Below are 19,729 nucleotides of genomic sequence, written 5' to 3'. Positions count from 1 at the left end.
GTTCCTTGTTTAAGTCCGCCTCAGGCTATCTTGCTCGTCATCGCGAACCCCGGCTGTGCTCGCAATCCGCACGTACTTTAGTACGCTCCGGTTGCTCTGCGCAGGCGGTGTCCACTCGGACTTTGCCGATAACGCCTGTCCATTCGGACCTGATTTTCAACGAATTTTCTAAAAATTCTCTTTCAGTTTGTAAGCCGGATAAGCGCAGCGCCAGCCGGCCCACAAACTCAGCGCAATACCATCAGCAACGCCAACACCACGACAGCGCCAATGCTCATCGACGCGACATACCAGCGCAGATACCCGTTCTCGCTAAACAGCAGCCCTTTGCCTGCAAAGCGCGACAGGATCGCCGGAATGTTCATTAGCGCATTCAGCGGATCGCTCTTCAGCAGCCAGGCAATGCCAAGATACGGCTTCACAAAGATGCGGTCGTACAGCGCATCGAAGCCCCAGGCATTGAACCACCAGGTCCCGAAGAAGCGACCTGTCGCGCTGTTGGCGATCGAGTGCACCAGCGTACGTTTACCCAGCCACAGCCAGGCCGCCAGCAGAATACCGATGACAGCAACCGCACCGGACGCCACTTCCAGCATGACCACACTGCTGTGCGCCAGCTCGGTGGTTTCTGGCAGAACGCCTCTCAGCGGTGGCACAATCATCGCGCCAATAAAGGTGGAAAGTACCAGCAGCACAATCAGCGGCAGATGATGGGTGATCCCCTTCCCTGCATGAGCGTGAATCTGTTCTTTCCCGTGGAAGACTATGAAAATCAGGCGGAAGGTGTACAGCGATGTCATAAACGCGCCCACCAGACCGGCAATCATCAGATTGACATGGCCGTTTGCTACCGCACCGGCAAGGATTTCGTCTTTACTGAAGAAGCCTGCGGTCAGCAATGGCAACGCCGACAGCGCCGCGCCACCGACCAGGAAGCAGGCATAGACCAGCGGAATCGACTTACGCAGGCCACCCATTTTGAAGATGTTCTGCTCGTGATGGCAGGCGAGGATCACCGAACCGGACGACAGGAACAGCAGCGCTTTAAAGAACGCATGCGTCATCAGGTGGAAAATCGCCGCGTCCCAGGCCTGCACACCCAGCGCCAGGAACATGTAACCAATCTGGCTCATGGTTGAGTAGGCAAGTACGCGTTTGATATCCGTCTGCACCAGCGCGGCGAAACCCGCCATCAGCAGCGTTACCGCACCGACGATACCAACCAGATGCAGCACTTCCGGCGTCATCAGGAACAGCCCATGCGTACGGGCAATCAGGTAAACACCGGCGGTCACCATGGTGGCGGCGTGGATCAGCGCAGAAACCGGCGTCGGGCCAGCCATCGCGTCCGCCAGCCATGTCTGCAACGGCAGTTGCGCGGATTTACCGACCGCACCGCCCAGCAGCATCAGCGTCGCCCACATCAGCATGTTATTGCCGTTGGCGAAGTGCTGCGGCGCCAGCTCAACCATTTCGCGGAAGTTCAGCGTACCCAGTTCGTTGTAAAGGATGAACAGCGCGAAAGCGAGGAAGACGTCACCCACACGGGTAACCACGAACGCTTTCATCGCCGCTGCGCCATTCTTCGGATCGGTGTAGTAGAAACCGATCAGCAGATAGGAACACAGGCCCACGCCTTCCCAGCCGAGGTACATCAGCAGCAGGTTATCTGCCAGCACCAGTACCACCATACTGGCGATAAACAGGTTGGTGTAGGCGAAGAAACGGGAGTAGCCCTCTTCTCCGCGCATATACCAGGACGCGAACATGTGAATCAGGAAACCCACGCCGGTAACGACCGAAAGCATGGTCAGCGACAGGCCGTCCAGCACCAGGTTGAAACCGATGTTGAAATCACCGACCGCCATCCACGTCCACAACGGTTGCGAAAACGCCTGCTGACCGTTGTTGAAGAAATCAACGCCGACAAAAGCGGTCACCAGCGCCGCAAGGCCAATCGAGCCAACGCCAACGGTCGCAGAAAGATTCTCTGACCAGCGCCCGCGGGAAAAGGCCAGTAAGACAAAGCCAATAAAAGGCAGAATAATGGTTAAGGCGAGCATGTTCATCCACGCATCTCACTTACTGAATCGATATTCAGATTCTGGCGGCGACGATGGAGTTGCAGCAGCAACGCCAGGCCAATACTCGCTTCCGCAGCCGCGAGGCTAATGGCGAGGATATACATCACCTGCCCGTCGGTCTGTCCCCAGTAGCTGCCGGCAACCACGAAGGCCAGCGCAGCAGCGTTAATCATGATTTCCAGCCCAATCAGCATAAACAGCAGGTTGCGGCGGATAACCAGACCGGTCAGACCCAAAACAAACAAAATCGCCGCGAGGATCAGTCCATGTTGTAAGGGGATCATGCTTGCTCCTCCGTTTTTCTTTTTGCGCGGTCATCGGTGCGATTACTCAGCACTTCACCGGCCCTGTCTTCGCGCCCCAGATGGAAGGCCACAACCAGGCCAGCCAGCAGCAGCATGGAGGCCAGCTCCACGGCCAGAACGTAAGGACCAAAAAGCGTAATACCGACCGCTTTCGCGCTAATCGCCGTCCCGTCGATACCCTGATCGTTGACGCCCAGAATGGCGTAAACCATCACCACCAGCAGCACCGCAGAGAGCAGCGCTGGGCCGATCCAGATTTGCGGCGACAGCCAGTTGCGCTCCTGCTCGACTACGGTATTGCCAAGGTTCAGCATCATCACCACAAACACGAACAGCACCATGATGGCCCCGGCATAAACGATGATCTCCAGCGCACCGGCGAAGTAAGCGCCGAGTGAAAAGAAGACCCCGGCAATGGCCAGCAGCGACACAATCAGATACAGCAAAGCGTGCACCGGGTTGGTATGCGTTATTACGCGTACCGTCGTCAGGATGGCGACCAGGCCACAGATATAAAAAGCGAACTCCATTGCCCCTCTCCTTACGGTAACAGGCTCTTGACGTCGATAGGTTTGGCTTCGTTTTCCGCTTCACCTTTATCTTTGCCGTCGATTGCCATACCTGCCATCCGGTAGAAGTTATATTCCGGGTATTTGCCCGGACCGGAGATCAGCAGATCCTCTTTTTCGTACACCAGGTCCTGACGTTTGTATTCACCCATTTCGAAATCCGGGGTGAGCTGAATCGCCGTTGTCGGGCACGCCTCTTCGCACAGACCACAGAAAATGCAGCGTGAGAAGTTGATACGGAAAAATTCCGGATACCAGCGACCGTCCTGCATCTCCGCTTTTTGTAGCGAGATACAGCCTACCGGGCACGCTACCGCACAAAGGTTACAGGCAACGCAACGCTCGGAACCGTCCGGGTCGCGCGTCAGCACAATACGGCCACGGTAACGCGGCGGCAGATAAACCGGCTCTTCCGGGTACATACGGGTTTCGCGTTTCGAGAAAGCATGCAGGCCAATCATCCAGATACTACGGACCTGGGTGCCGAAGCCCACGAGTAATTCTTTTAAAGTCATGGTCTTTTCACCCCTTATTGCGCCTGCCAGAGAATGACAGCCGCCGTTCCCAGCAAGTTGAGTAGCGTCAGCGGCAGACAGATTTTCCAGCCGAACGACATCACCTGATCATAACGAGGACGCGGCAGTGCGGCGCGAATCAAAATGAACATCATCATAAAGAACGCGGTTTTCAGCGCGAACCAGATGAAAGGCGGTAACAACGGCCCCTGCCAGCCCCCGAAGAACAGCGTGACCATCAACGCGGAAATGGTGACGATACCGATATATTCGCCGACGAAGAACAGACCGAATTTCATCCCGGAATATTCAATGTGGTAACCATCCGCCAGTTCCTGCTCGGCTTCCGGCTGGTCAAACGGGTGACGGTGACACACCGCCACGCCAGCGATAGCGAAGGTCACAAAGCCGAAGAACTGCGGAATGACGTTCCACAAACCCGCCTGGTTGTTGACGATGTCGGTCATGTTGAATGAACCGGCCTGCGCCACTACGCCCATCAGGGAAAGCCCAAGGAACACTTCATAGCTCAGGGTTTGCGCAGAAGCACGCATCGCACCGAGCAGTGAGTATTTGTTGTTGCTTGACCAGCCCGCGAACAGCACCGCGTAAACCGCCAGCCCTGCCATCATTAAGAAGAACAGGATGCCGATGTTCAGATCCGCCACGACCCAGCTCGGGCTGACCGGCACAATGGCGAACGCTAACAGCAGCGAGGTGAAGGCAATCATCGGCGCGAGGGTGAAGATCACGCGATCGGAAAAGCGTGGGATCCAGTCCTCTTTAAAGAACATTTTGATCATGTCCGCGACCAGCTGGAGTGAGCCACCCCAGCCAACGCGGTTCGGTCCGTAACGGTTCTGGAACAGACCGAGCAGGCGACGTTCGCCAAAGCTCATGAACGCACCGCAGGTGACCACCACCAGCAGAATGACCACTGCTTTCAGGATGCTCAGCAGAATGTCGATAACATCCGGTGTTAACCAGCTCATGCTTGCGCCTCCCGCAGATTTTCAAGACGTGCTCCGGCCAGTACCGGCGCGATGCCAGGCATCCCCATCGGCAGACCAACCTGCCCTGCCGCCAGACCTTCGGAAACCTGCAATGGCAGGCTGATGGTCTGACCTTCCCAGGTGAAGGAGATATGCGCGCCCGCGTTAACACCAAGCTTCGCAGCGTCGGCCGGGTTCAGCTTGATGTACGGTTGCGGCATACGGCTCTGGAATACCGGAGAACGCTGCGACATTTCATCGCTGCCGAACAGGTGGTAGTACGGCGCGATACGCCATTTACCCTCCTGCGCTTCGAAGGTTCCCGGAATGGAAGTGAAGTATTCCAGCCCACTTTCGCTGGCCTCAATCAGACGAACGCCCGGATCGCCGTAGCGCAGGTGACCACCCACTTCAGCCTGGAATTTGTTCCATGCCTGCGGGGAGTTCCAGCCCGGCGCCCACGCAAACGGAATTTGCGAACGCGGAGCGGACGGCTGGTTGTTCCCTTCCATCGAGAAGGCGAACATGGTGTCTTTATCCTGCGGCTGGCGCGGTTCGTGCACGCTGATGTTGGCGCGCATGGCGGTACGCCCACTGTAGCGATGCGGTTCACGGGCCAGTTTCTGACCGCGGATGCGGAAGCTGGCGTCCGGCGCCGCCTCTTTAATGCCAGCCAGTTGCGGCAACGCTTCAACGGCAGCGTCAATCACATGGTCAAGCTGCGTCCAGTCCACTTCGCGGTTTTCAACGGTGCTGTGCAGCGAATGCAGCCAGCGCCAGCTCTCCAGCATAATGGTTTTGCTGTCGTAGTAGGCCGGCTCGTAAACCTGGAAGAAACGCTGCGCGCGGCCTTCGTTGTTGATTACCGTACCGTCGCTTTCTGCAAAGCTGGCAGCGGAGAGCACCAGATGAGCCTGCTCCATGATTGCCGTACGCTGATGATCAATTACCAGCACCAGCGGCGCTTTCGCCAGCGCGGCATCAACGCGTGCAGCAGAAGCATGGCGGTGCAGGTCATTTTCCAGCACCACAACGGCATCAGCGTGGCCCGCTTCCAGTTCTGCCAGCGCATCATCAAGACTGCCGCCGCCAATCAGCCCGAGGCCCATACTGTTCACCGAACGGGCAATCATGGTGATGCCGACATCGGCACCGCGCCCTTTCAGCGCTTTTGCCACGTTGGCAGCCGCCTGAATCACTTCCGCGCTACCGGCGTTCGTCCCGGAGATAATCAGCGGTTTCTTCGCGCCAGCCAGCGCCTGGACAATCACATCGATTTTGTTTTTCAGATCGCTGCTCAGACCGTCAACCGCTGGCGCCGTCTCATCCAGCGCGTGGGCGATGGCGAAACCTAAACGCGCCTGATCTTCAACCGGTGCGCAATAGGTCCACGCGGCGATATCGTCCAGACGAGTACTGTCGACGTTGGTAACAAACAGCGGATGTTTGGCGCGCTGGCCAATGTTCATGATCGCCGCAATCTGCCAGTCGGCAACTTTCTGTGCCGCCGCCATTTCGCGGGCTTTGCCTTTCACGGCCTGACGCACCGCCAGCGCAACGCGCGCGCCTGTCTGCGTGATGTCTTCGCCGAGGATCAGCACCGCATCGTAAGATTCGATTTCGCGCAGCGCCGGGGTACGGATACCACCTTCGCGCAGCACTTTCAGCGCCAGTTCCAGACGTTCCTGCTCGCCTTTGGCGATGCCAGTGTAGAAGTTATCCGCACCGACAAGCGCGCGCAGGGCAAAGTTGCTCTCCACGCTGGCGCGCGGAGAACCGATGCCAATCACTTTCTTCGACTGACGCAGAATATCCGCCGCGCCCTGCATTGCTTGCTCGGCGTTCAGGGTGATCAGATCGTCGCCACGGCGTTGTACCGGCTGACGCGGTCTGTCTTTCAGGTTGACATAGCCATAACCGAAACGGCCACGGTCGCAAAGGAAGTAGTGGTTAACGGTACCGTTGTAACGGTTTTCGATGCGGCGCAGCTCGCCATAACGTTCACCCGGGCTGGTGTTGCAACCCAGCGAGCACTGCTGGCAGATGCTCGGCGCAAACTGCATATCCCACTTACGGTTGTAACGCTCGGAGTGCGTTTTGTCGGTGAAGACGCCGGTTGGGCAGATTTCCACCAGGTTGCCGGAGAACTCGCTTTCCAGCGTGCCATCTTCCGGGCGGCCGAAGTAGACGTTATCGTGCGCGCCATACACGCCAAGATCCGTGCCGTCTGCGTAGTCTTTGTAATAACGTACGCAGCGATAGCAGGCGATACAGCGGTTCATTTCGTGTGAGATGAACGGGCCAAGATCCTGATTACGGTGAGTACGTTTGGTAAAGCGATAGCGACGGAAGCTGTGGCCGGTCATGACGGTCATATCCTGCAAGTGGCAGTTACCGCCCTCTTCGCAGACCGGGCAATCGTGCGGGTGGTTGGTCATTAACCACTCCACTACGCTTTCACGGAACTGCTTCGCTTCATCGTCATCAATAGAAATAAAGGTACCGTCGGATGCCGGTGTCATACAGGACATCACCAGGCGGCCACGCGTGTCTTCCGCGTTTTGATATTGCTTCACCGCACACTGGCGGCACGCACCCACGCTCCCCAGCGCCGGATGCCAGCAAAAATAAGGAATATCAAGGCCTAAGGAGAGACAAGCCTCAAGAAGGTTATCTGCTCCATTTACCTCGTATTCTTTGCCGTCTACATGAATAGTAGCCATTAGCATGCTTCCAGTTGGCCTGAATAACCTTTGTCCTTCGCGCCGTAGCAGCGTTGTTACATCGCGAAAGTTGCGGGTCTTTCTCAGGTATTAATCAAAATTTGTTTCCGGCCTCGCCCAGGCGAGTAACCCCAATTACCAGCGCGCTTTCAGCAAGTTTGGCTGGATACCGCCAATCGCATGGGTATTGCTAAATTGCTGTTTAATGCCCGCTTCGAATTCTTCGCGGAAATATTTAATCGCGCTCTGTAAGGGTTCAACCGCACCCGGTGCATGCGCGCAGAAGGTTTTACCCGGCCCAAGTTGTCGACACAGTTGCTCAAGTGTCTCGATGTCCCCAGGCTGGCCTTCACCACGTTCCAGCGCGCGCAGAATTTTTACGCTCCACGGCAGACCATCACGGCATGGCGTACACCAGCCACAGGATTCGCGGGCGAAAAACTCTTCCAGGTTGCGCACCAGCGGCACCATGCCAATTTCATGATCGACGGCCATCGCCAGCGCCGTTCCCAGACGGCTACCCGCTTTCCCGATGCTTTCGAATTCCATTGGCAGATCAAGGTGCGCTTCGGTCAGGAAGTCTGTACCTGCGCCGCCTGGCTGCCAGGCTTTGAATTTCAGGCCATCGCGCATACCACCAGCATAATCTTCGAGGATTTCACGCGCGGTCGTACCGAACGGCAGTTCCCACAGGCCCGGATTTTTCACGCGGCCGGAGAAGCCCATCAGCTTGGTACCGGCATCTTTGCTGGTCGAAATGTTCTGATACCATTCAACACCGTTAGCCAGAATAGCTGGCACGTTGCACAGGGTTTCGACGTTGTTGACGCAGGTCGGTTTACCCCATACGCCAGAGCTTGCCGGGAACGGCGGCTTGGAGCGCGGGTTCGCGCGGCGGCCTTCCAGCGAGTTAATCAGCGCGGTCTCTTCACCGCAGATATAACGCCCGGCCCCGGTGTGAACGAACAGTTCGAAATCAAAGCCGCTGCCGAGGATATTTTTACCCAGCAAACCCGCTTCGGTCGCTTCGGCAATGGCGCGACGCAGATGTACCGCTGCTTCAATATATTCGCCACGCAGGAAGATGTAGCCACGGTAAGCTTTCAGCGCAAAGGCGGAAATCAGCATGCCTTCCACCAGCAGGTGCGGCAACTGCTCCATCAACAGGCGGTCTTTGTAGGTGCCCGGCTCCATTTCATCGGCGTTACACAGCAGGTAACGGATGTTCATGGATTCGTCTTTCGGCATCAGGCTCCACTTCAGACCGGTGGAGAAGCCCGCGCCGCCACGACCTTTCAGGCCGGAATCTTTTACCGCGTTGACGATTTCGTCCGGTGCCATACCGGAGAGCGCTTTACGCGCACCGGCATAACCATTTTTGCTCTGGTATTCATCCAGCCAGACCGGCTGCTTGTCGTCACGCAGCCGCCAGGTCAGCGGATGTGTTTCAGGAGTACGGATAACTGTTTTCATTTATACCGCTCCAGCAGTTCGGGGATGCCTTCCGGAGTCAGATGCGCGTGAGTGTCCTCATCGATCATCATGTTCGGCCCTTTATCGCAGTTGCCCAGACAGCAGGTCGGCAGCAGCGTAAAGCGGCCGTCGAAAGTGGTCTGGCCCGGTTTGATCTTCAGGTGGCTTTCAATCGCCGACTGAATGCCCTGATAACCGGTGATATGGCAAACCACGCTGTCGCAATAGCGGATCACATGGCGGCCGACTGGCTGACGGAAGATCTGGCTGTAGAACGTTGCCACGCCTTCGACATCGCTCGCCGGGATCCCCAGAACATCAGCAATGGCGTAAATCGCGCCGTCCGGCACCCAGCCACGCTGCTTCTGAACAATCTTCAGCGCTTCAATGGACGCCGCACGCGGGTCTTCGTAGTGGTGCTTTTCGTGCTCAATTGCCTCACGCTCTGCCGCACTCAGCTCAAAAGCCTCGGTTTGTGGTTGTTGATTCTCGTGCATAATTAGCGGTCCACATCTGACATAACAAAATCGATACTACCCAGATAGACGATCAGGTCGGATACCAGGCTGCCGCGGATCGCCGACGGGATTTGCTGCAAATGCGCAAAGCTCGGTGTGCGAACGCGCGTGCGGTAGCTCATGGTGCTGCCATCGCTGGTCAGGTAGTAACTGTTAATACCCTTGGTTGCTTCAATCATCTGGAAGGATTCGTTGGCCGGCATTACCGGGCCCCACGAAACCTGCAGGAAGTGAGTAATCAGGGTTTCGATATGTTGCAGCGTGCGCTCTTTCGGTGGCGGCGTCGTCAGCGGATGATCCGCTTTGAACGGGCCTTCCGGCATATTGTTAAGACACTGCTCAAGAATACGCAGGCTCTGGCGCAGCTCTTCCACTTTCAGCATCACGCGGGTATAGCAGTCGCTGACGCCACCGCCCACCGGGATTTCAAAGTCGAAGTTTTCATAGCCGGAGTATGGACGCGCTTTACGCACGTCAAAGTTGATGCCGGTAGCACGCAGACCCGCGCCGGTAGTGCCCCACTCCAGCGCTTCTTTCGCGCCGTAAGCGGCAACACCCTGCGAGCGGCCTTTCAGAATGGTGTTACGCAGCGCCGCCTTCTCATAAGAGGCCAGACGTTTCGGCATCCAGTCGAGGAATTCACGCAGCAAACGATCCCATCCACGCGGCAGATCGTGCGCTACGCCGCCAATACGGAACCACGCCGGGTGCATACGGAAACCAGTGATCGCTTCCACCAGATCGTAGATTTTCTGCCGATCGGTAAAGGCGAAGAACACCGGGGTCATTGCGCCCACGTCCTGAATAAAGGTGGAGATATAAAGCAGGTGGCTGTTGATGCGGAACAGTTCAGAGAGCATCACGCGGATCACGTTGACGCGATCCGGTACGGTGATCCCCGCCAGTTTCTCTACCGCCAGCACATACGGCATTTCGTTAACGCAACCACCGAGGTACTCAATACGGTCGGTATAAGGAATGTAGCTGTGCCAGGATTGACGCTCGCCCATTTTTTCCGCGCCGCGGTGGTGGTAACCGATATCCGGTACGCAGTCGACAATCTCTTCGCCGTCGAGTTGCAGGATAATGCGGAAGGCACCGTGCGCAGACGGGTGGTTCGGACCGAGGTTGAGGAACATAAAGTCCTCATTGTCGGTGCCGCGCTTCATACCCCAGTCTTCCGGCTTAAAGGTCAGCGCTTCCATTTCTAAATCCTGCTTGGCTTTGGTCAGCTCAAACGGATCGAATTCGGTGGCGCGCGCCGGGTAATCTTTACGCAGCGGATGTCCCGTCCAGGTCTGCGGCATCATGATGCGCGTCAGGTGCGGATGACCGTTAAAGGTAATGCCAAACATTTCCCACGTTTCACGCTCGTACCAGTTGGCGTTGGGGAAGAGTTTGGTAAACGTCGGCACATTCAGATCGTTTTCAGAAAGCGCCACCTTGAGCATGATGTCGCGGTTACGATCGATCGAAATCAGGTGATAGAAAACGGAAAAATCCGCGGCGGGTAAACCGGCGCGGTGTGTACGTAGACGCTCGTCCATGCCGTGCAGATCGAACAGCATGACGTAAGGTTTCGGCAGCTTCTTCAGGAAATCGCCAACTTCCAGCAATTGCTCACGCTTCACCCAAACTACGGGTACCCCGGTGCGGGTCGCCTGAACAGTAAAGGCATCCGGCCCAAAACGGTTGCGCAATTCGCCAATGACCGGATCATCCAGATGATCCCGAGTCTGCCATGCGGCTTCTTGCGCGGTTAAATCGGTCATATTGTTCACCATTGCAAAGGGTCCGTGGTGACTGTCGGGTATGGCTTCGCGTTATTGGATTATTGAAATGCGAAGTTTTTTCCATTACCCACAGGCGCACATTAAATCTCGTCCGGCGTACGCAGATTGGTAACGGCAATGCGTTCGCCACGCTTACGGTCGCGTTCCGACTGCATATTGGCGCGGTAAACGCCCTGATCGCCAACCACCCAGGAGAGCGGACGACGTTCTTTACCAATCGATTCCTGTAACAACATCAGCGCCTGCATGTACGCTTCAGGACGCGGCGGACAGCCAGGGATGTAAACATCCACCGGGATAAATTTATCGACGCCCTGCACGACGGAGTAGATATCGTACATACCGCCAGAGTTCGCGCAGGCTCCCATCGAGATAACCCACTTTGGTTCCAGCATCTGGTCATAAAGACGCTGAATAACAGGCGCCATTTTGGTAAAGCAAGTACCGGCGACGACCATCAGGTCCGCCTGACGAGGAGAAGCACGCAGTACTTCCGCACCAAAACGCGCGACGTCGTGAACGGCAGTAAAGGAGGTCACCATCTCTACATAGCAGCACGACAGACCAAAGTTATATGGCCAAATTGAGTTTTTACGGCCCCAGTTCACCATATCGTGCAGGGCATTTTCGAGTTTGCCCATATAAACGCTACGGTTGATTTCTTGTTCCAGGGGGTCGGTTACGATCTCCTGTTTTTGCAGGGGGTAACGGTCGTTCTCACCGTTAGGATCTATGCGGGTGAGCGTATAATCCATCTTATTGCCTCGCGGTTAGCGTTGACGATCAGTGTAGCTGCCAGTCTCTGGGTTGATATGCTCACGGCGCGAACGCACGGGCGTCCAATCCAGCGCGCCAATACGCACCAGATAAACCAGACCAGCTAACAGCACTAAAATAAAAATTGCAGCTTCGACAAAACCGACCCAACCACTCTCGCGAATGGAGGTTGACCATGCATAGAGGTAAAGCGCTTCCACATCGAAGATGACGAAGAACATGGCCACCAGGTAGAACTTGGCGGAGAGACGTAAGCGCGCGGAACCGACAGAATCGATACCGGATTCGAAAGGAACGTTTTTGTGCCTTGCGCGTGCGCGGCCGCCTAAAAAACGACCGCCGACCAGCATCAGGCAACAAAGCCCTATGGCGACAATAAGAAAGATAGCGAATGCCCAGTGATGAGCGATGATTTCAGTGGATGTTGACATACGCATTGCTTAACTCAAAAGGTAGCGTTAATACCTCTGCTCTTGCTGGCAGATGACGCCACATCGATTCACGGGGAGGAATAAAACCACACATTAACTGTGAAAAAAGGCGAAAACAGCTAAACGATGTGGGTTTTACTCCTTTCTATAACCTTTTGTCAACTTTAACAAAAGTTTCCTCACATTAGTTTACATCGGCAGCAATTCATTAACATTTAGTGCCGTTTTCTTGATCGGCCTCAAACATACCCGCGAAAAAATCAGGTGTTGAATCGTGTCCGTTGTGAGCTTTTCCTGATATTACCCGCTTATTTTGACAGGATTTTGTCCGGATTCCTCCCCCTCATTGGGAGTATTTTCTTGATCTGAGACACGCTTTTGTTAATTCATCGCAAAAAACGGCAACAATCCAGCTTGATTTTTAACATGAGCTTAAGGCATGAAAGACTATAGTTGATAAAGGGATATTTTGCTGTGAGGAGTATTAACTTCTTGAAAGGAAATATTATTTAGAGGGTCAATAATTCACCAGGGAAATGTTCCGATATAAAACGAACCAGTGGCAGCGATTTCACTGCCAGCGGTTCATTTTTGCACTTACATTTTGTTACCAGTTTTGGCGCAAAATGTTAGCCAAAATCCCCTTCAACGATAAGCGGATCCCCACCTTCTTCAGACCCAGAATTCCCGTAATGCCACGGGTTCTGGTAATGTTCCATCGCCTGAAAAATAACCTGCGCCAGTTCATTCTGGCTATTGGGATTATAGCCCAGCAGATATTCCGTATCAGGCAACAGCGGCAGGCCATCAGCGCGGCCTAATACCCGCAAATCTGGACTCATCATTTCAACAGGGCGGGCGGTGACACCAAGCCCAGCTTTCACTGCCGCTTTCACGGCCGAAAGCGTTGAAGCCACATAAGCCATGCGCCATGGAATATCGGCACTATTGAGCGCATTAATCACCATGTCGCGAAACGAACTGGGTTCATCCAGCAACACAAGTGGGATAGCCTCACCTTTCTGCAGGACATATTCCGCCGAACAGTACCAGTGCGTTGGGGATGTACGTAACGTCAGGCAATCAAACTGCCCGTAGCGATGCGTTGTCACCACCAGATCGAGGTCATGATCCTGAAGACGATCGTCGGATAACGGGTTGCGCTTCACGCGCACATCCAGCGCCAGTTTCGGATATACCGAGCTAATACGATTAAGCAAGAAAGGCAAAATGGTATCGGCTGATTCGTCAGAAGCGCCAATAGTTAATACGCCCTGCAAGTTGCTAAACATCAGCGATGTACAAGCTTCATCATTGAAACGTAAGATCTTTCGCGCATAACCCAGTAATTGAATACCGTGCTCGGTTAAAAGTTTATTACGCCCATGACGGGCAAAAAGTTCCTTTCCCACTAACTGTTCCAGCCGCTGCATTTGCTGGCTTACGGCAGACTGGGTGCGACATACCGCAGCCGCAGCCGCAGCAAAGGTGTTCAGATCAGCGACCGCAACGAAAGTTCTCAGCAGATCGAGGTCGAGATTCAGTATCGGACGATTTGCATTTATCATATTTTTTCACTTACGGGTTGCTCGCGCAGAGTGACCCGGGTTTATGCTGTGCTCGTAAGATTAAGTAATTCCATTTAAAAAGTGCATCCAGCAACGTCATGACTCATCAAAGCCTGACTGTAAGTTCTCGTGTTTATAGTTCGCTGTCTAATGCAAGCTGAACCCATTGGCTTTATTTCGCATGCTCCATTCCTTCTGGATATATAAACCGTGATAAACCTTGCGAATGCTTTTAAAAAAAGAACCTGTTTATGCACATCACTGGCTATACATAGCACATGTATCATATACCATAAGGCTATATAAGCGGACTGGAGTAAAAGCGAATAATAACAACCAACTAAAATCAAGAAATAGTCCTTAACTAAAGCATGGCTTTTTCACATCAGCACCATTTCTTGCCCTCCGAGTTTAACCTAAAACCTTTATATTTATAAGCATTATTGCGAATAATCTTAAACCGCAATTGTCATGATGTCCGACCTCTGGTTATAATATTAGAGACGAACATAGTTCCCATTCTCAATATTAATTCGCTATTAATTGACAACCGTTCTAACTATTAATAATGCTTAACATTGCGTTTACAGCGCAAACATTCCCCTCTGACAAAATGCATGACTCCATCTTGCCATCATCCAGATTTTGCGAAGAATTCTCTGTCGGTTTGCGTACTTCTTTTTTAAACCCGCACTAAGCAAGGGTCTTTTATTAGCGATAAATTACAACTTCTTATGTATTTTTGATATTTAAAACTGAAAATTAGCGTAAAGGCAGTTTAAGAACAAGGGAAAAATAAAAGAAAACAGTTAAAAAAACGTTAATCAATGAGAAAGTTACCGCGAAATCTTCTTCTGCTAACCCTTCAAAACTGGCGGGCGTGGGAGTACATTGTTCCGTGCTCACTTCCACGGCAGGCAGTGGCTCCCATAGCTAAAAGGTCAAAGGTTCATGTCCTCCATCGAAAAATCCAGCAAATTAGATAATGTCTGTTACGACATCCGTGGCCCGGTTCTGAAAGAAGCAAAGCGTCTGGAAGAAGAAGGCAATAAAGTTCTTAAACTTAACATCGGCAACCCTGCTCCATTCGGCTTCGAAGCGCCGGATGAAATTCTGGTTGATGTGATTCGTAACCTGCCAGGCGCGCAAGGCTATTGCGATTCCAAAGGGCTTTATTCAGCCCGTAAAGCGATCATGCAGCACTATCAGGCGCGCGGTATGCGCGAAGTCACCGTTGAAGATATCTATATTGGTAACGGTGTTTCTGAACTGATCGTTCAGTCGATGCAGGCGCTGCTTAACAGCGGTGACGAAATGCTGGTTCCCGCCCCGGATTACCCGCTGTGGACAGCGGCCGTGTCGCTTTCCGGTGGTAAAGCCGTACATTATCTGTGTGATGAATCTGCTGGCTGGTTCCCGGATCTTGACGATATTCGCGCCAAAATCACACCGCGCACCCGTGGTATTGTGATTATCAACCCGAATAACCCTACCGGTGCGGTTTATTCAAAAGAACTGTTGATGGAGGTGGTTGAGATTGCGCGTCAGCACAACCTGATCATCTTCGCCGATGAGATCTACGACAAAATTCTTTACGACGCGGCCGAGCACCACTCTATCGCCGCACTGGCGCCGGATCTGTTCACTATTACCTTTAATGGTCTGTCAAAAACCTACCGCGTGGCAGGCTTCCGCCAGGGCTGGATGGTGCTGAGTGGGCCGAAAAAACACGCGAAAGGCTATATCGAAGGGCTGGAAATGCTGGCCTCGATGCGCCTTTGCGCCAACGTTCCGGCACAGCACGCAATTCAGACTGCGCTCGGCGGTTACCAGAGTATCAGTGAATTTATTGTGCCGGGCGGTCGTCTGTATGAACAGCGCAACCGTGCATGGGAACTGATTAATGAAATCCCCGGGGTTTCCTGCGTGAAGCCCAGCGGCGCACTCTACATGTTCCCGAAAATTGACGCGAAACGCTTTAATATTCACGACGATCAAAAGATGGTGCTCGACTTCCTGCTACAGGAAAAAGTGCTGTTGGTGCAGGGTTCCGCATTCAACTGGCCGTGGCCGGATCACGTACGTATCGTGACGCTGCCGCGCGAAGACGATCTGGAGATGGCGATCAGTCGTTTTGGCCGTTTCCTCTCTGGTTATCATCAGTGATCTTCATCGGGGGAGGATTTGCATCTTCCCCCACACTCTGCGCACAATGACTCAGGTCGCAGTCACAGACAAGGTTAACTATGAGTCAGAGTCATTTCTTCGCCCACCTTTCCCGCCTTAAACTGATCAATCGTTGGCCGCTGATGCGCAACGTACGCACCGAAAATGTGTCCGAGCACAGCCTGCAAGTGGCGATGGTCGCCCATGCGCTGGCGGCGATAAAAAACCGTAAATTCAATGGTCAACTGAATGCCGAACGTATTGCGTTACTGGCTATGTACCACGACGCATCGGAAGTTCTGACCGGCGATCTGCCCACCCCGGTAAAGTATTTCAATTCACAAATTGCGCAGGAATATAAGGCGATTGAAAAGATTGCCCAGCAAAAGCTGGTCGAAATGGTACCGGAAGAGTTGCAGGATATTTTTGCGCCGCTGATTGATGAACATCACTATAGCGCGGAAGAAAAAGCGATCGTGAAACAGGCAGATGCACTATGCGCCTATCTGAAATGTCTGGAAGAGCTTTCCGCCGGCAACAATGAATTCGGGCTGGCAAAATCTCGCCTCGAAAAAACCCTTGATGCCCGGCGCAGCCCGGAAATGGATTACTTCATGCAGGTTTTTGTGCCGAGTTTCCATTTATCGCTGGATGAAATCAGCCAGGACTCACCGCTGTAAGTATTCTTTGCCGGGTGAATGCCACCCGGCAAACGCGTCAAAACGGAAACAGTATCGGGATCAGCACCGCACAAACCACCATCACCAGCAGCGTAAACGGCACACCGATCTTAACAAAATCACTAAACTGGTAATTGCCTGGCCCGAGCACCAGCGTATTGACCGGTGATGAAACTGGCGTCATAAATGCGGCTGATGCCGCCATTGCCACCATCATGACAAACGGATACGGCGAAACGCCCATCGATTTTGCCGCCGCTAGCGCAATCGGTGCCATCAGCACCGCAGTGGCGGTGTTCGAGATAAACAGCCCGATGACCGCACACATGATAAACAGGCAGATCAGCATAACGTGCGGCCCGTAACCGCCGCCGATATCCATCAACCCCTTAACCACCAGATCCACGCCGCCGGTTTTTTGCAGCGCCAGCGCAAAAGGCATCATCCCGACGATCAGAATAATGCTCGGCCAATGAATGGCCTTATAGGCGCTTTCAGCATCAATACAGCGGAATTTCCCCATTAACATGCAAGCGATAATCGCAGCGATCGGGTTGGGGATTTCATCGGTGAGCATCAGGGCAACCATCAGCACCAGGCAAAAAATTGCATGCGGCGCCTGGCTATGGGCAGGCGAAGCAGCGCTCTCTTCAACCGGTAAATTGAGCACCACAAAATCGCGGCCGTGAGAGCCCAACTGACGGATCAGTTTCCAGTTACCGACGACCAGGAAAATATCGCCCAGTTCCAGCGTGATATCCGTAATCACACCGTCAACCGCCTCGCCGTTGCGCTTCAGGCCGACCACGTTTAAGCCGTAACGGGTACGAAAACCGATTTCGCGGACCGTCTTACCTATCAGTTCAGAATCCGGAATTAACGACACTTCCGCCATCCCCACATCCAGCGCTTGATCGGAAAAATATTCACCACGTAGCACCATGGGTTCCAGCAACTGTTCGGCACAGAATTCACGCAAATTCACTTCAGCAGCAGACATGTCAATCAGCAGAACGTCGCGGGCACGAAACTCGGAGACACCATTAACGTTGACAATTACCCGCCGAAAACGCCTCCAGCGTTCGACGCCGATAACATTCGCGCCATAACGTTCGCGAAGCCGCAAATCATCAAGGCGCTGGCCGATCAAAGGGGAACCGGGACGAATAGCAAGGCGGCGCGCGCGCCCGGTAAGGCGGTACTCTTTAATCAACTCACGAAACGAGCGACGCTTCCAGCCGTCACGCTGCGCTTGCTCATCATCCCCTTTCAACATAAAACGCATCAGCAGCATATAGATGATCCCCAGCAGCAGAATCACCAGGCCCAGCGGCGTCACGCTAAAAAAGCCAAATCCTTTCATGCCTTCTCGCAACAGTTCGCTGTTCACCACCAGGTTAGGCGGCGTTGCCACCAGCGTCATCATGCCGCTGATAAGCCCGGCGAAACTGAGCGGCATCATCAGTCGTGAAGGCGAAATCTGCATGCGTAGCGAAACGCTCATGACCACCGGTATAAAAATCGCCACCACACCAGTCGAACTCATAAACGCGCCCAGACCGGCAACGGTAAACATGAGCAGCACCAACATTTTCACTTCGCTGCTGCCAGCCATCTCAACCAGCCAGGCGCCCATATTCGTTGCCACGCCGGTGCGCACCAGGCCATCGCCGATAATAAACAGTGCGGCAATCAGGATCACATTGGGATCGCTAAAACCTGAAAAGGCCTCGGGCAGAGTGAGTATGCCACTTAAGACAAAGGCGACAATCACAAACAGCGCCACCGCATCCATGCGTACTTTCCCCGTTGCGAAAAGCACAACGGTAATAGCCAGCAGACACAGCACCCAAATCAGTTCACCGTTCACAACATATCCTTGTCAGTTGATGGAGGGGAAATAGTGCCATAAAAAAACCCCACAAATGTGGGGTTAAATCATGGGTTCAGGCATTCAGCGTGACAATCGCCGTTCCGTCTGACTGCTTCGCAACATTCAGCGCTTCGAGGCTGGTAAGTACGAAATCGGCTTCATCAAGCCGGGGAGAATCGGCCGGAACATTTACCGCAATGACGTGGCATCCTGCCGCCAGCCCGGATAAAACGCCCGCAGCGGCATCTTCAACCACCACACAATCCTGTGGCGCCAGCCCCAGCCGCTCTGCACCAAGCAGATAAGCATCCGGAGCAGGTTTACCATGTTTAACCTGCTCGGCGGTGATAAACACTTCCGGCGCAGGCAGACCGGCTGCGCGGTGACGGGCGTGAGCAACCGGCACGGAACCGGAAGTAACAATCGCCCACGGAATCCCTGCCGAATCGAGGTGCTGCAGTAATGCGATAGCACCGGGCAACGGAGCGATCCCGTCGGTATCCGCCGCTTCGATGGCTTCCAGCCAGGTAAACTCGGCGGCAATCTCCTCTTCCGATTTTCCCGGCATAAAGTGACGCAGCGAGGTAATCGCCTGTTTGCCATGGATGAAATTCAGCACTTCATCATGCTCGATGCCAAACCTGTCAGCCCAGCTACACCATGCCCGTTCAACAACGGGCAGAGAATTAACCAACGTGCCATCCAGATCAAACAGAAATCCTTTGCACTGCACACTCACCTCCTCAGGCGTTGATAATCTGATTAATTTCGTTGCTGCTCAGATGATACTGGCGCGGGCAGGAGTGCCATACGCTCAGCATGCGCTGATATTTTTCCCACATAGGCGTTTGCGCATTAAAGCCGTGCGTACCGGCATCGAAATGGGTGTAGCGGCCTTCAATATTCACCATAAAACGCACATAGCCGAGGTAACGCGCTTCCGTTGCCGCGTCGAAGCCAAGGAAAGTCACACGGCGTTCATCAATGGTGTTAGCGTCTTTCAGGTTGGTCCAGGAGACATGGAGCGCGTGATACATCTCCATGATATCGATAACAATGCGGCAGGTTTCTTCTTTCAGCTCGCCGAACTCGCGATCCAGCTCGCGCATTTGCAGACCATAGCCACGCTCAATAATGGTCTGTAAACGGCGGTAGCGTTCTGCATTCGCCGGATCCATCATGGTCATCATTTTATACTGATTGGATAAGATCAGACGTTGGGCGTTAGTCATTTCCATCTTTCGACTCCTGTGGCTCATCGG

The 19,729-nt window shown here is 53.8% G+C and carries 17 protein-coding genes; 2 read left to right on the top strand and 15 right to left on the bottom strand.

Features of this window, described 5'->3' with window-relative positions:
* Positions 1-227 precede the first annotated feature (227 nt).
* The 12 genes from nuoL to lrhA all read right to left on the bottom strand — a co-directional run bounded on the left by nuoL (position 228) and on the right by lrhA (position 13,748).
* Complete coding sequence (gene nuoL, locus DK872_RS08075) at positions 228-2,069, bottom strand: NADH-quinone oxidoreductase subunit L (protein WP_035889803.1); 1,842 nt, start codon at positions 2,067-2,069, stop codon at positions 228-230.
* On the bottom strand, positions 2,066-2,368 hold the full coding sequence (gene nuoK, locus DK872_RS08070; RefSeq protein WP_002463445.1) for an NADH-quinone oxidoreductase subunit NuoK: 303 nt from the start codon (positions 2,366-2,368) through the stop codon (positions 2,066-2,068). The genes nuoL and nuoK overlap by 4 nt, the downstream gene beginning before the upstream one ends.
* On the bottom strand, positions 2,365-2,919 hold the full coding sequence (nuoJ, locus tag DK872_RS08065; protein ID WP_007371095.1) for an NADH-quinone oxidoreductase subunit J: 555 nt from the start codon (positions 2,917-2,919) through the stop codon (positions 2,365-2,367). The genes nuoK and nuoJ overlap by 4 nt, the downstream gene beginning before the upstream one ends.
* Positions 2,920-2,930: 11 nt before the next feature.
* A complete protein-coding gene (gene nuoI, locus DK872_RS08060; RefSeq protein ID WP_161518213.1) occupies positions 2,931-3,473 on the bottom strand; it encodes an NADH-quinone oxidoreductase subunit NuoI in 543 nt (180 codons plus the stop codon).
* Positions 3,474-3,487: 14 nt separating this feature from the next.
* Positions 3,488-4,465, bottom strand: coding sequence for an NADH-quinone oxidoreductase subunit NuoH (nuoH, locus tag DK872_RS08055; RefSeq protein WP_007371093.1), 978 nt, complete (start codon positions 4,463-4,465; stop codon positions 3,488-3,490).
* Complete coding sequence (nuoG, locus tag DK872_RS08050; protein ID WP_161518212.1) at positions 4,462-7,188, bottom strand: NADH-quinone oxidoreductase subunit NuoG; 2,727 nt, start codon at positions 7,186-7,188, stop codon at positions 4,462-4,464. Before nuoG ends, nuoH begins: the two co-directional genes overlap by 4 nt.
* A 135-nt stretch (positions 7,189-7,323) precedes the next feature.
* Positions 7,324-8,661: an NADH-quinone oxidoreductase subunit NuoF gene (gene nuoF / locus DK872_RS08045; protein WP_007371091.1), complete on the bottom strand. Its 1,338-nt coding sequence runs from the start codon at positions 8,659-8,661 to the stop codon at positions 7,324-7,326.
* Complete coding sequence (gene nuoE, locus DK872_RS08040; RefSeq protein WP_007371090.1) at positions 8,658-9,158, bottom strand: NADH-quinone oxidoreductase subunit NuoE; 501 nt, start codon at positions 9,156-9,158, stop codon at positions 8,658-8,660. The genes nuoF and nuoE overlap by 4 nt, the downstream gene beginning before the upstream one ends.
* A gap of 2 nt (positions 9,159-9,160) precedes the next feature.
* Positions 9,161-10,963: an NADH-quinone oxidoreductase subunit C/D gene (gene nuoC / locus DK872_RS08035; protein ID WP_072439644.1), complete on the bottom strand. Its 1,803-nt coding sequence runs from the start codon at positions 10,961-10,963 to the stop codon at positions 9,161-9,163.
* Between the two features lie 89 nt (positions 10,964-11,052).
* Positions 11,053-11,727, bottom strand: a complete 675-nt coding sequence (gene nuoB / locus DK872_RS08030) for an NADH-quinone oxidoreductase subunit NuoB (protein ID WP_007371088.1) — start codon at positions 11,725-11,727, stop codon at positions 11,053-11,055.
* 15 nt (positions 11,728-11,742) lie between these two features.
* Positions 11,743-12,186: an NADH-quinone oxidoreductase subunit NuoA gene (gene nuoA / locus DK872_RS08025; RefSeq protein ID WP_035889801.1), complete on the bottom strand. Its 444-nt coding sequence runs from the start codon at positions 12,184-12,186 to the stop codon at positions 11,743-11,745.
* A 623-nt stretch (positions 12,187-12,809) separates the two neighbouring features.
* Positions 12,810-13,748 (bottom strand): transcriptional regulator LrhA, encoded by a 939-nt coding sequence (gene lrhA / locus DK872_RS08020; RefSeq protein ID WP_007371086.1) that lies wholly within the window; start codon positions 13,746-13,748, stop codon positions 12,810-12,812.
* Between the two features lie 951 nt (positions 13,749-14,699).
* On the opposite strand from lrhA, the gene DK872_RS08015 reads away from it, so the two are divergent.
* Positions 14,700-15,914 (top strand): pyridoxal phosphate-dependent aminotransferase, encoded by a 1,215-nt coding sequence (locus DK872_RS08015; protein ID WP_007371084.1) that lies wholly within the window; start codon positions 14,700-14,702, stop codon positions 15,912-15,914.
* A gap of 80 nt (positions 15,915-15,994) precedes the next feature.
* Entirely contained in the window at positions 15,995-16,594 is a 600-nt protein-coding gene (gene yfbR / locus DK872_RS08010; protein WP_007371083.1) for a 5'-deoxynucleotidase, read from the top strand.
* A gap of 37 nt (positions 16,595-16,631) precedes the next feature.
* Here yfbR and DK872_RS08005 read toward each other — a convergent pair whose 3' ends face one another.
* From DK872_RS08005 to DK872_RS07995, 3 genes are all read right to left on the bottom strand, one after another.
* Complete coding sequence (locus DK872_RS08005; protein WP_007371082.1) at positions 16,632-18,464, bottom strand: SLC13 family permease; 1,833 nt, start codon at positions 18,462-18,464, stop codon at positions 16,632-16,634.
* 76 nt (positions 18,465-18,540) lie between these two features.
* Entirely contained in the window at positions 18,541-19,200 is a 660-nt protein-coding gene (locus tag DK872_RS08000; protein WP_090396424.1) for a sugar phosphatase, read from the bottom strand.
* A gap of 10 nt (positions 19,201-19,210) precedes the next feature.
* On the bottom strand, positions 19,211-19,705 hold the full coding sequence (locus DK872_RS07995) for a YfbU family protein (RefSeq protein ID WP_043952895.1): 495 nt from the start codon (positions 19,703-19,705) through the stop codon (positions 19,211-19,213).
* Positions 19,706-19,729: the final 24 nt, after the last annotated feature.

Origin of the sequence: Kosakonia sp. MH5, assembly GCF_009935945.1 — a bacterium.
GTDB classification, from domain to species: domain Bacteria; phylum Pseudomonadota; class Gammaproteobacteria; order Enterobacterales; family Enterobacteriaceae; genus Kosakonia; species Kosakonia radicincitans.
The sequence above is the reverse complement of the archived record's forward strand: the minus strand, read 5'-3'. Positions and strand labels throughout refer to the sequence as shown.

Bases quoted from the DNA above. Each gene is read 5' to 3' on its own strand.
- nuoI (WP_161518213.1), bottom strand. From the start codon at position 3,473: ATGACTTTAAAAGAATTACTCGTGGGCTTCGGCACCCAGGTCCGTAGT.
- lrhA (WP_007371086.1), bottom strand. From the start codon at position 13,748: ATGATAAATGCAAATCGTCCGATACTGAATCTCGACCTCGATCTGCTG.
- yfbR (WP_007371083.1), top strand. From the start codon at position 15,995: ATGAGTCAGAGTCATTTCTTCGCCCACCTTTCCCGCCTTAAACTGATC.
- nuoB (WP_007371088.1), bottom strand. From the start codon at position 11,727: ATGGATTATACGCTCACCCGCATAGATCCTAACGGTGAGAACGACCGT.
- nuoH (WP_007371093.1), bottom strand. From the start codon at position 4,465: ATGAGCTGGTTAACACCGGATGTTATCGACATTCTGCTGAGCATCCTG.
- DK872_RS07995 (WP_043952895.1), bottom strand. From the start codon at position 19,705: ATGGAAATGACTAACGCCCAACGTCTGATCTTATCCAATCAGTATAAA.
- nuoA (WP_035889801.1), bottom strand. From the start codon at position 12,186: ATGCGTATGTCAACATCCACTGAAATCATCGCTCATCACTGGGCATTC.
- nuoK (WP_002463445.1), bottom strand. From the start codon at position 2,368: ATGATCCCCTTACAACATGGACTGATCCTCGCGGCGATTTTGTTTGTT.
- nuoC (WP_072439644.1), bottom strand. From the start codon at position 10,963: ATGGTGAACAATATGACCGATTTAACCGCGCAAGAAGCCGCATGGCAG.
- DK872_RS08015 (WP_007371084.1), top strand. From the start codon at position 14,700: ATGTCCTCCATCGAAAAATCCAGCAAATTAGATAATGTCTGTTACGAC.
- nuoE (WP_007371090.1), bottom strand. From the start codon at position 9,158: ATGCACGAGAATCAACAACCACAAACCGAGGCTTTTGAGCTGAGTGCG.
- nuoJ (WP_007371095.1), bottom strand. From the start codon at position 2,919: ATGGAGTTCGCTTTTTATATCTGTGGCCTGGTCGCCATCCTGACGACG.
- nuoG (WP_161518212.1), bottom strand. From the start codon at position 7,188: ATGGCTACTATTCATGTAGACGGCAAAGAATACGAGGTAAATGGAGCA.
- nuoF (WP_007371091.1), bottom strand. From the start codon at position 8,661: ATGAAAACAGTTATCCGTACTCCTGAAACACATCCGCTGACCTGGCGG.
- nuoL (WP_035889803.1), bottom strand. From the start codon at position 2,069: ATGAACATGCTCGCCTTAACCATTATTCTGCCTTTTATTGGCTTTGTC.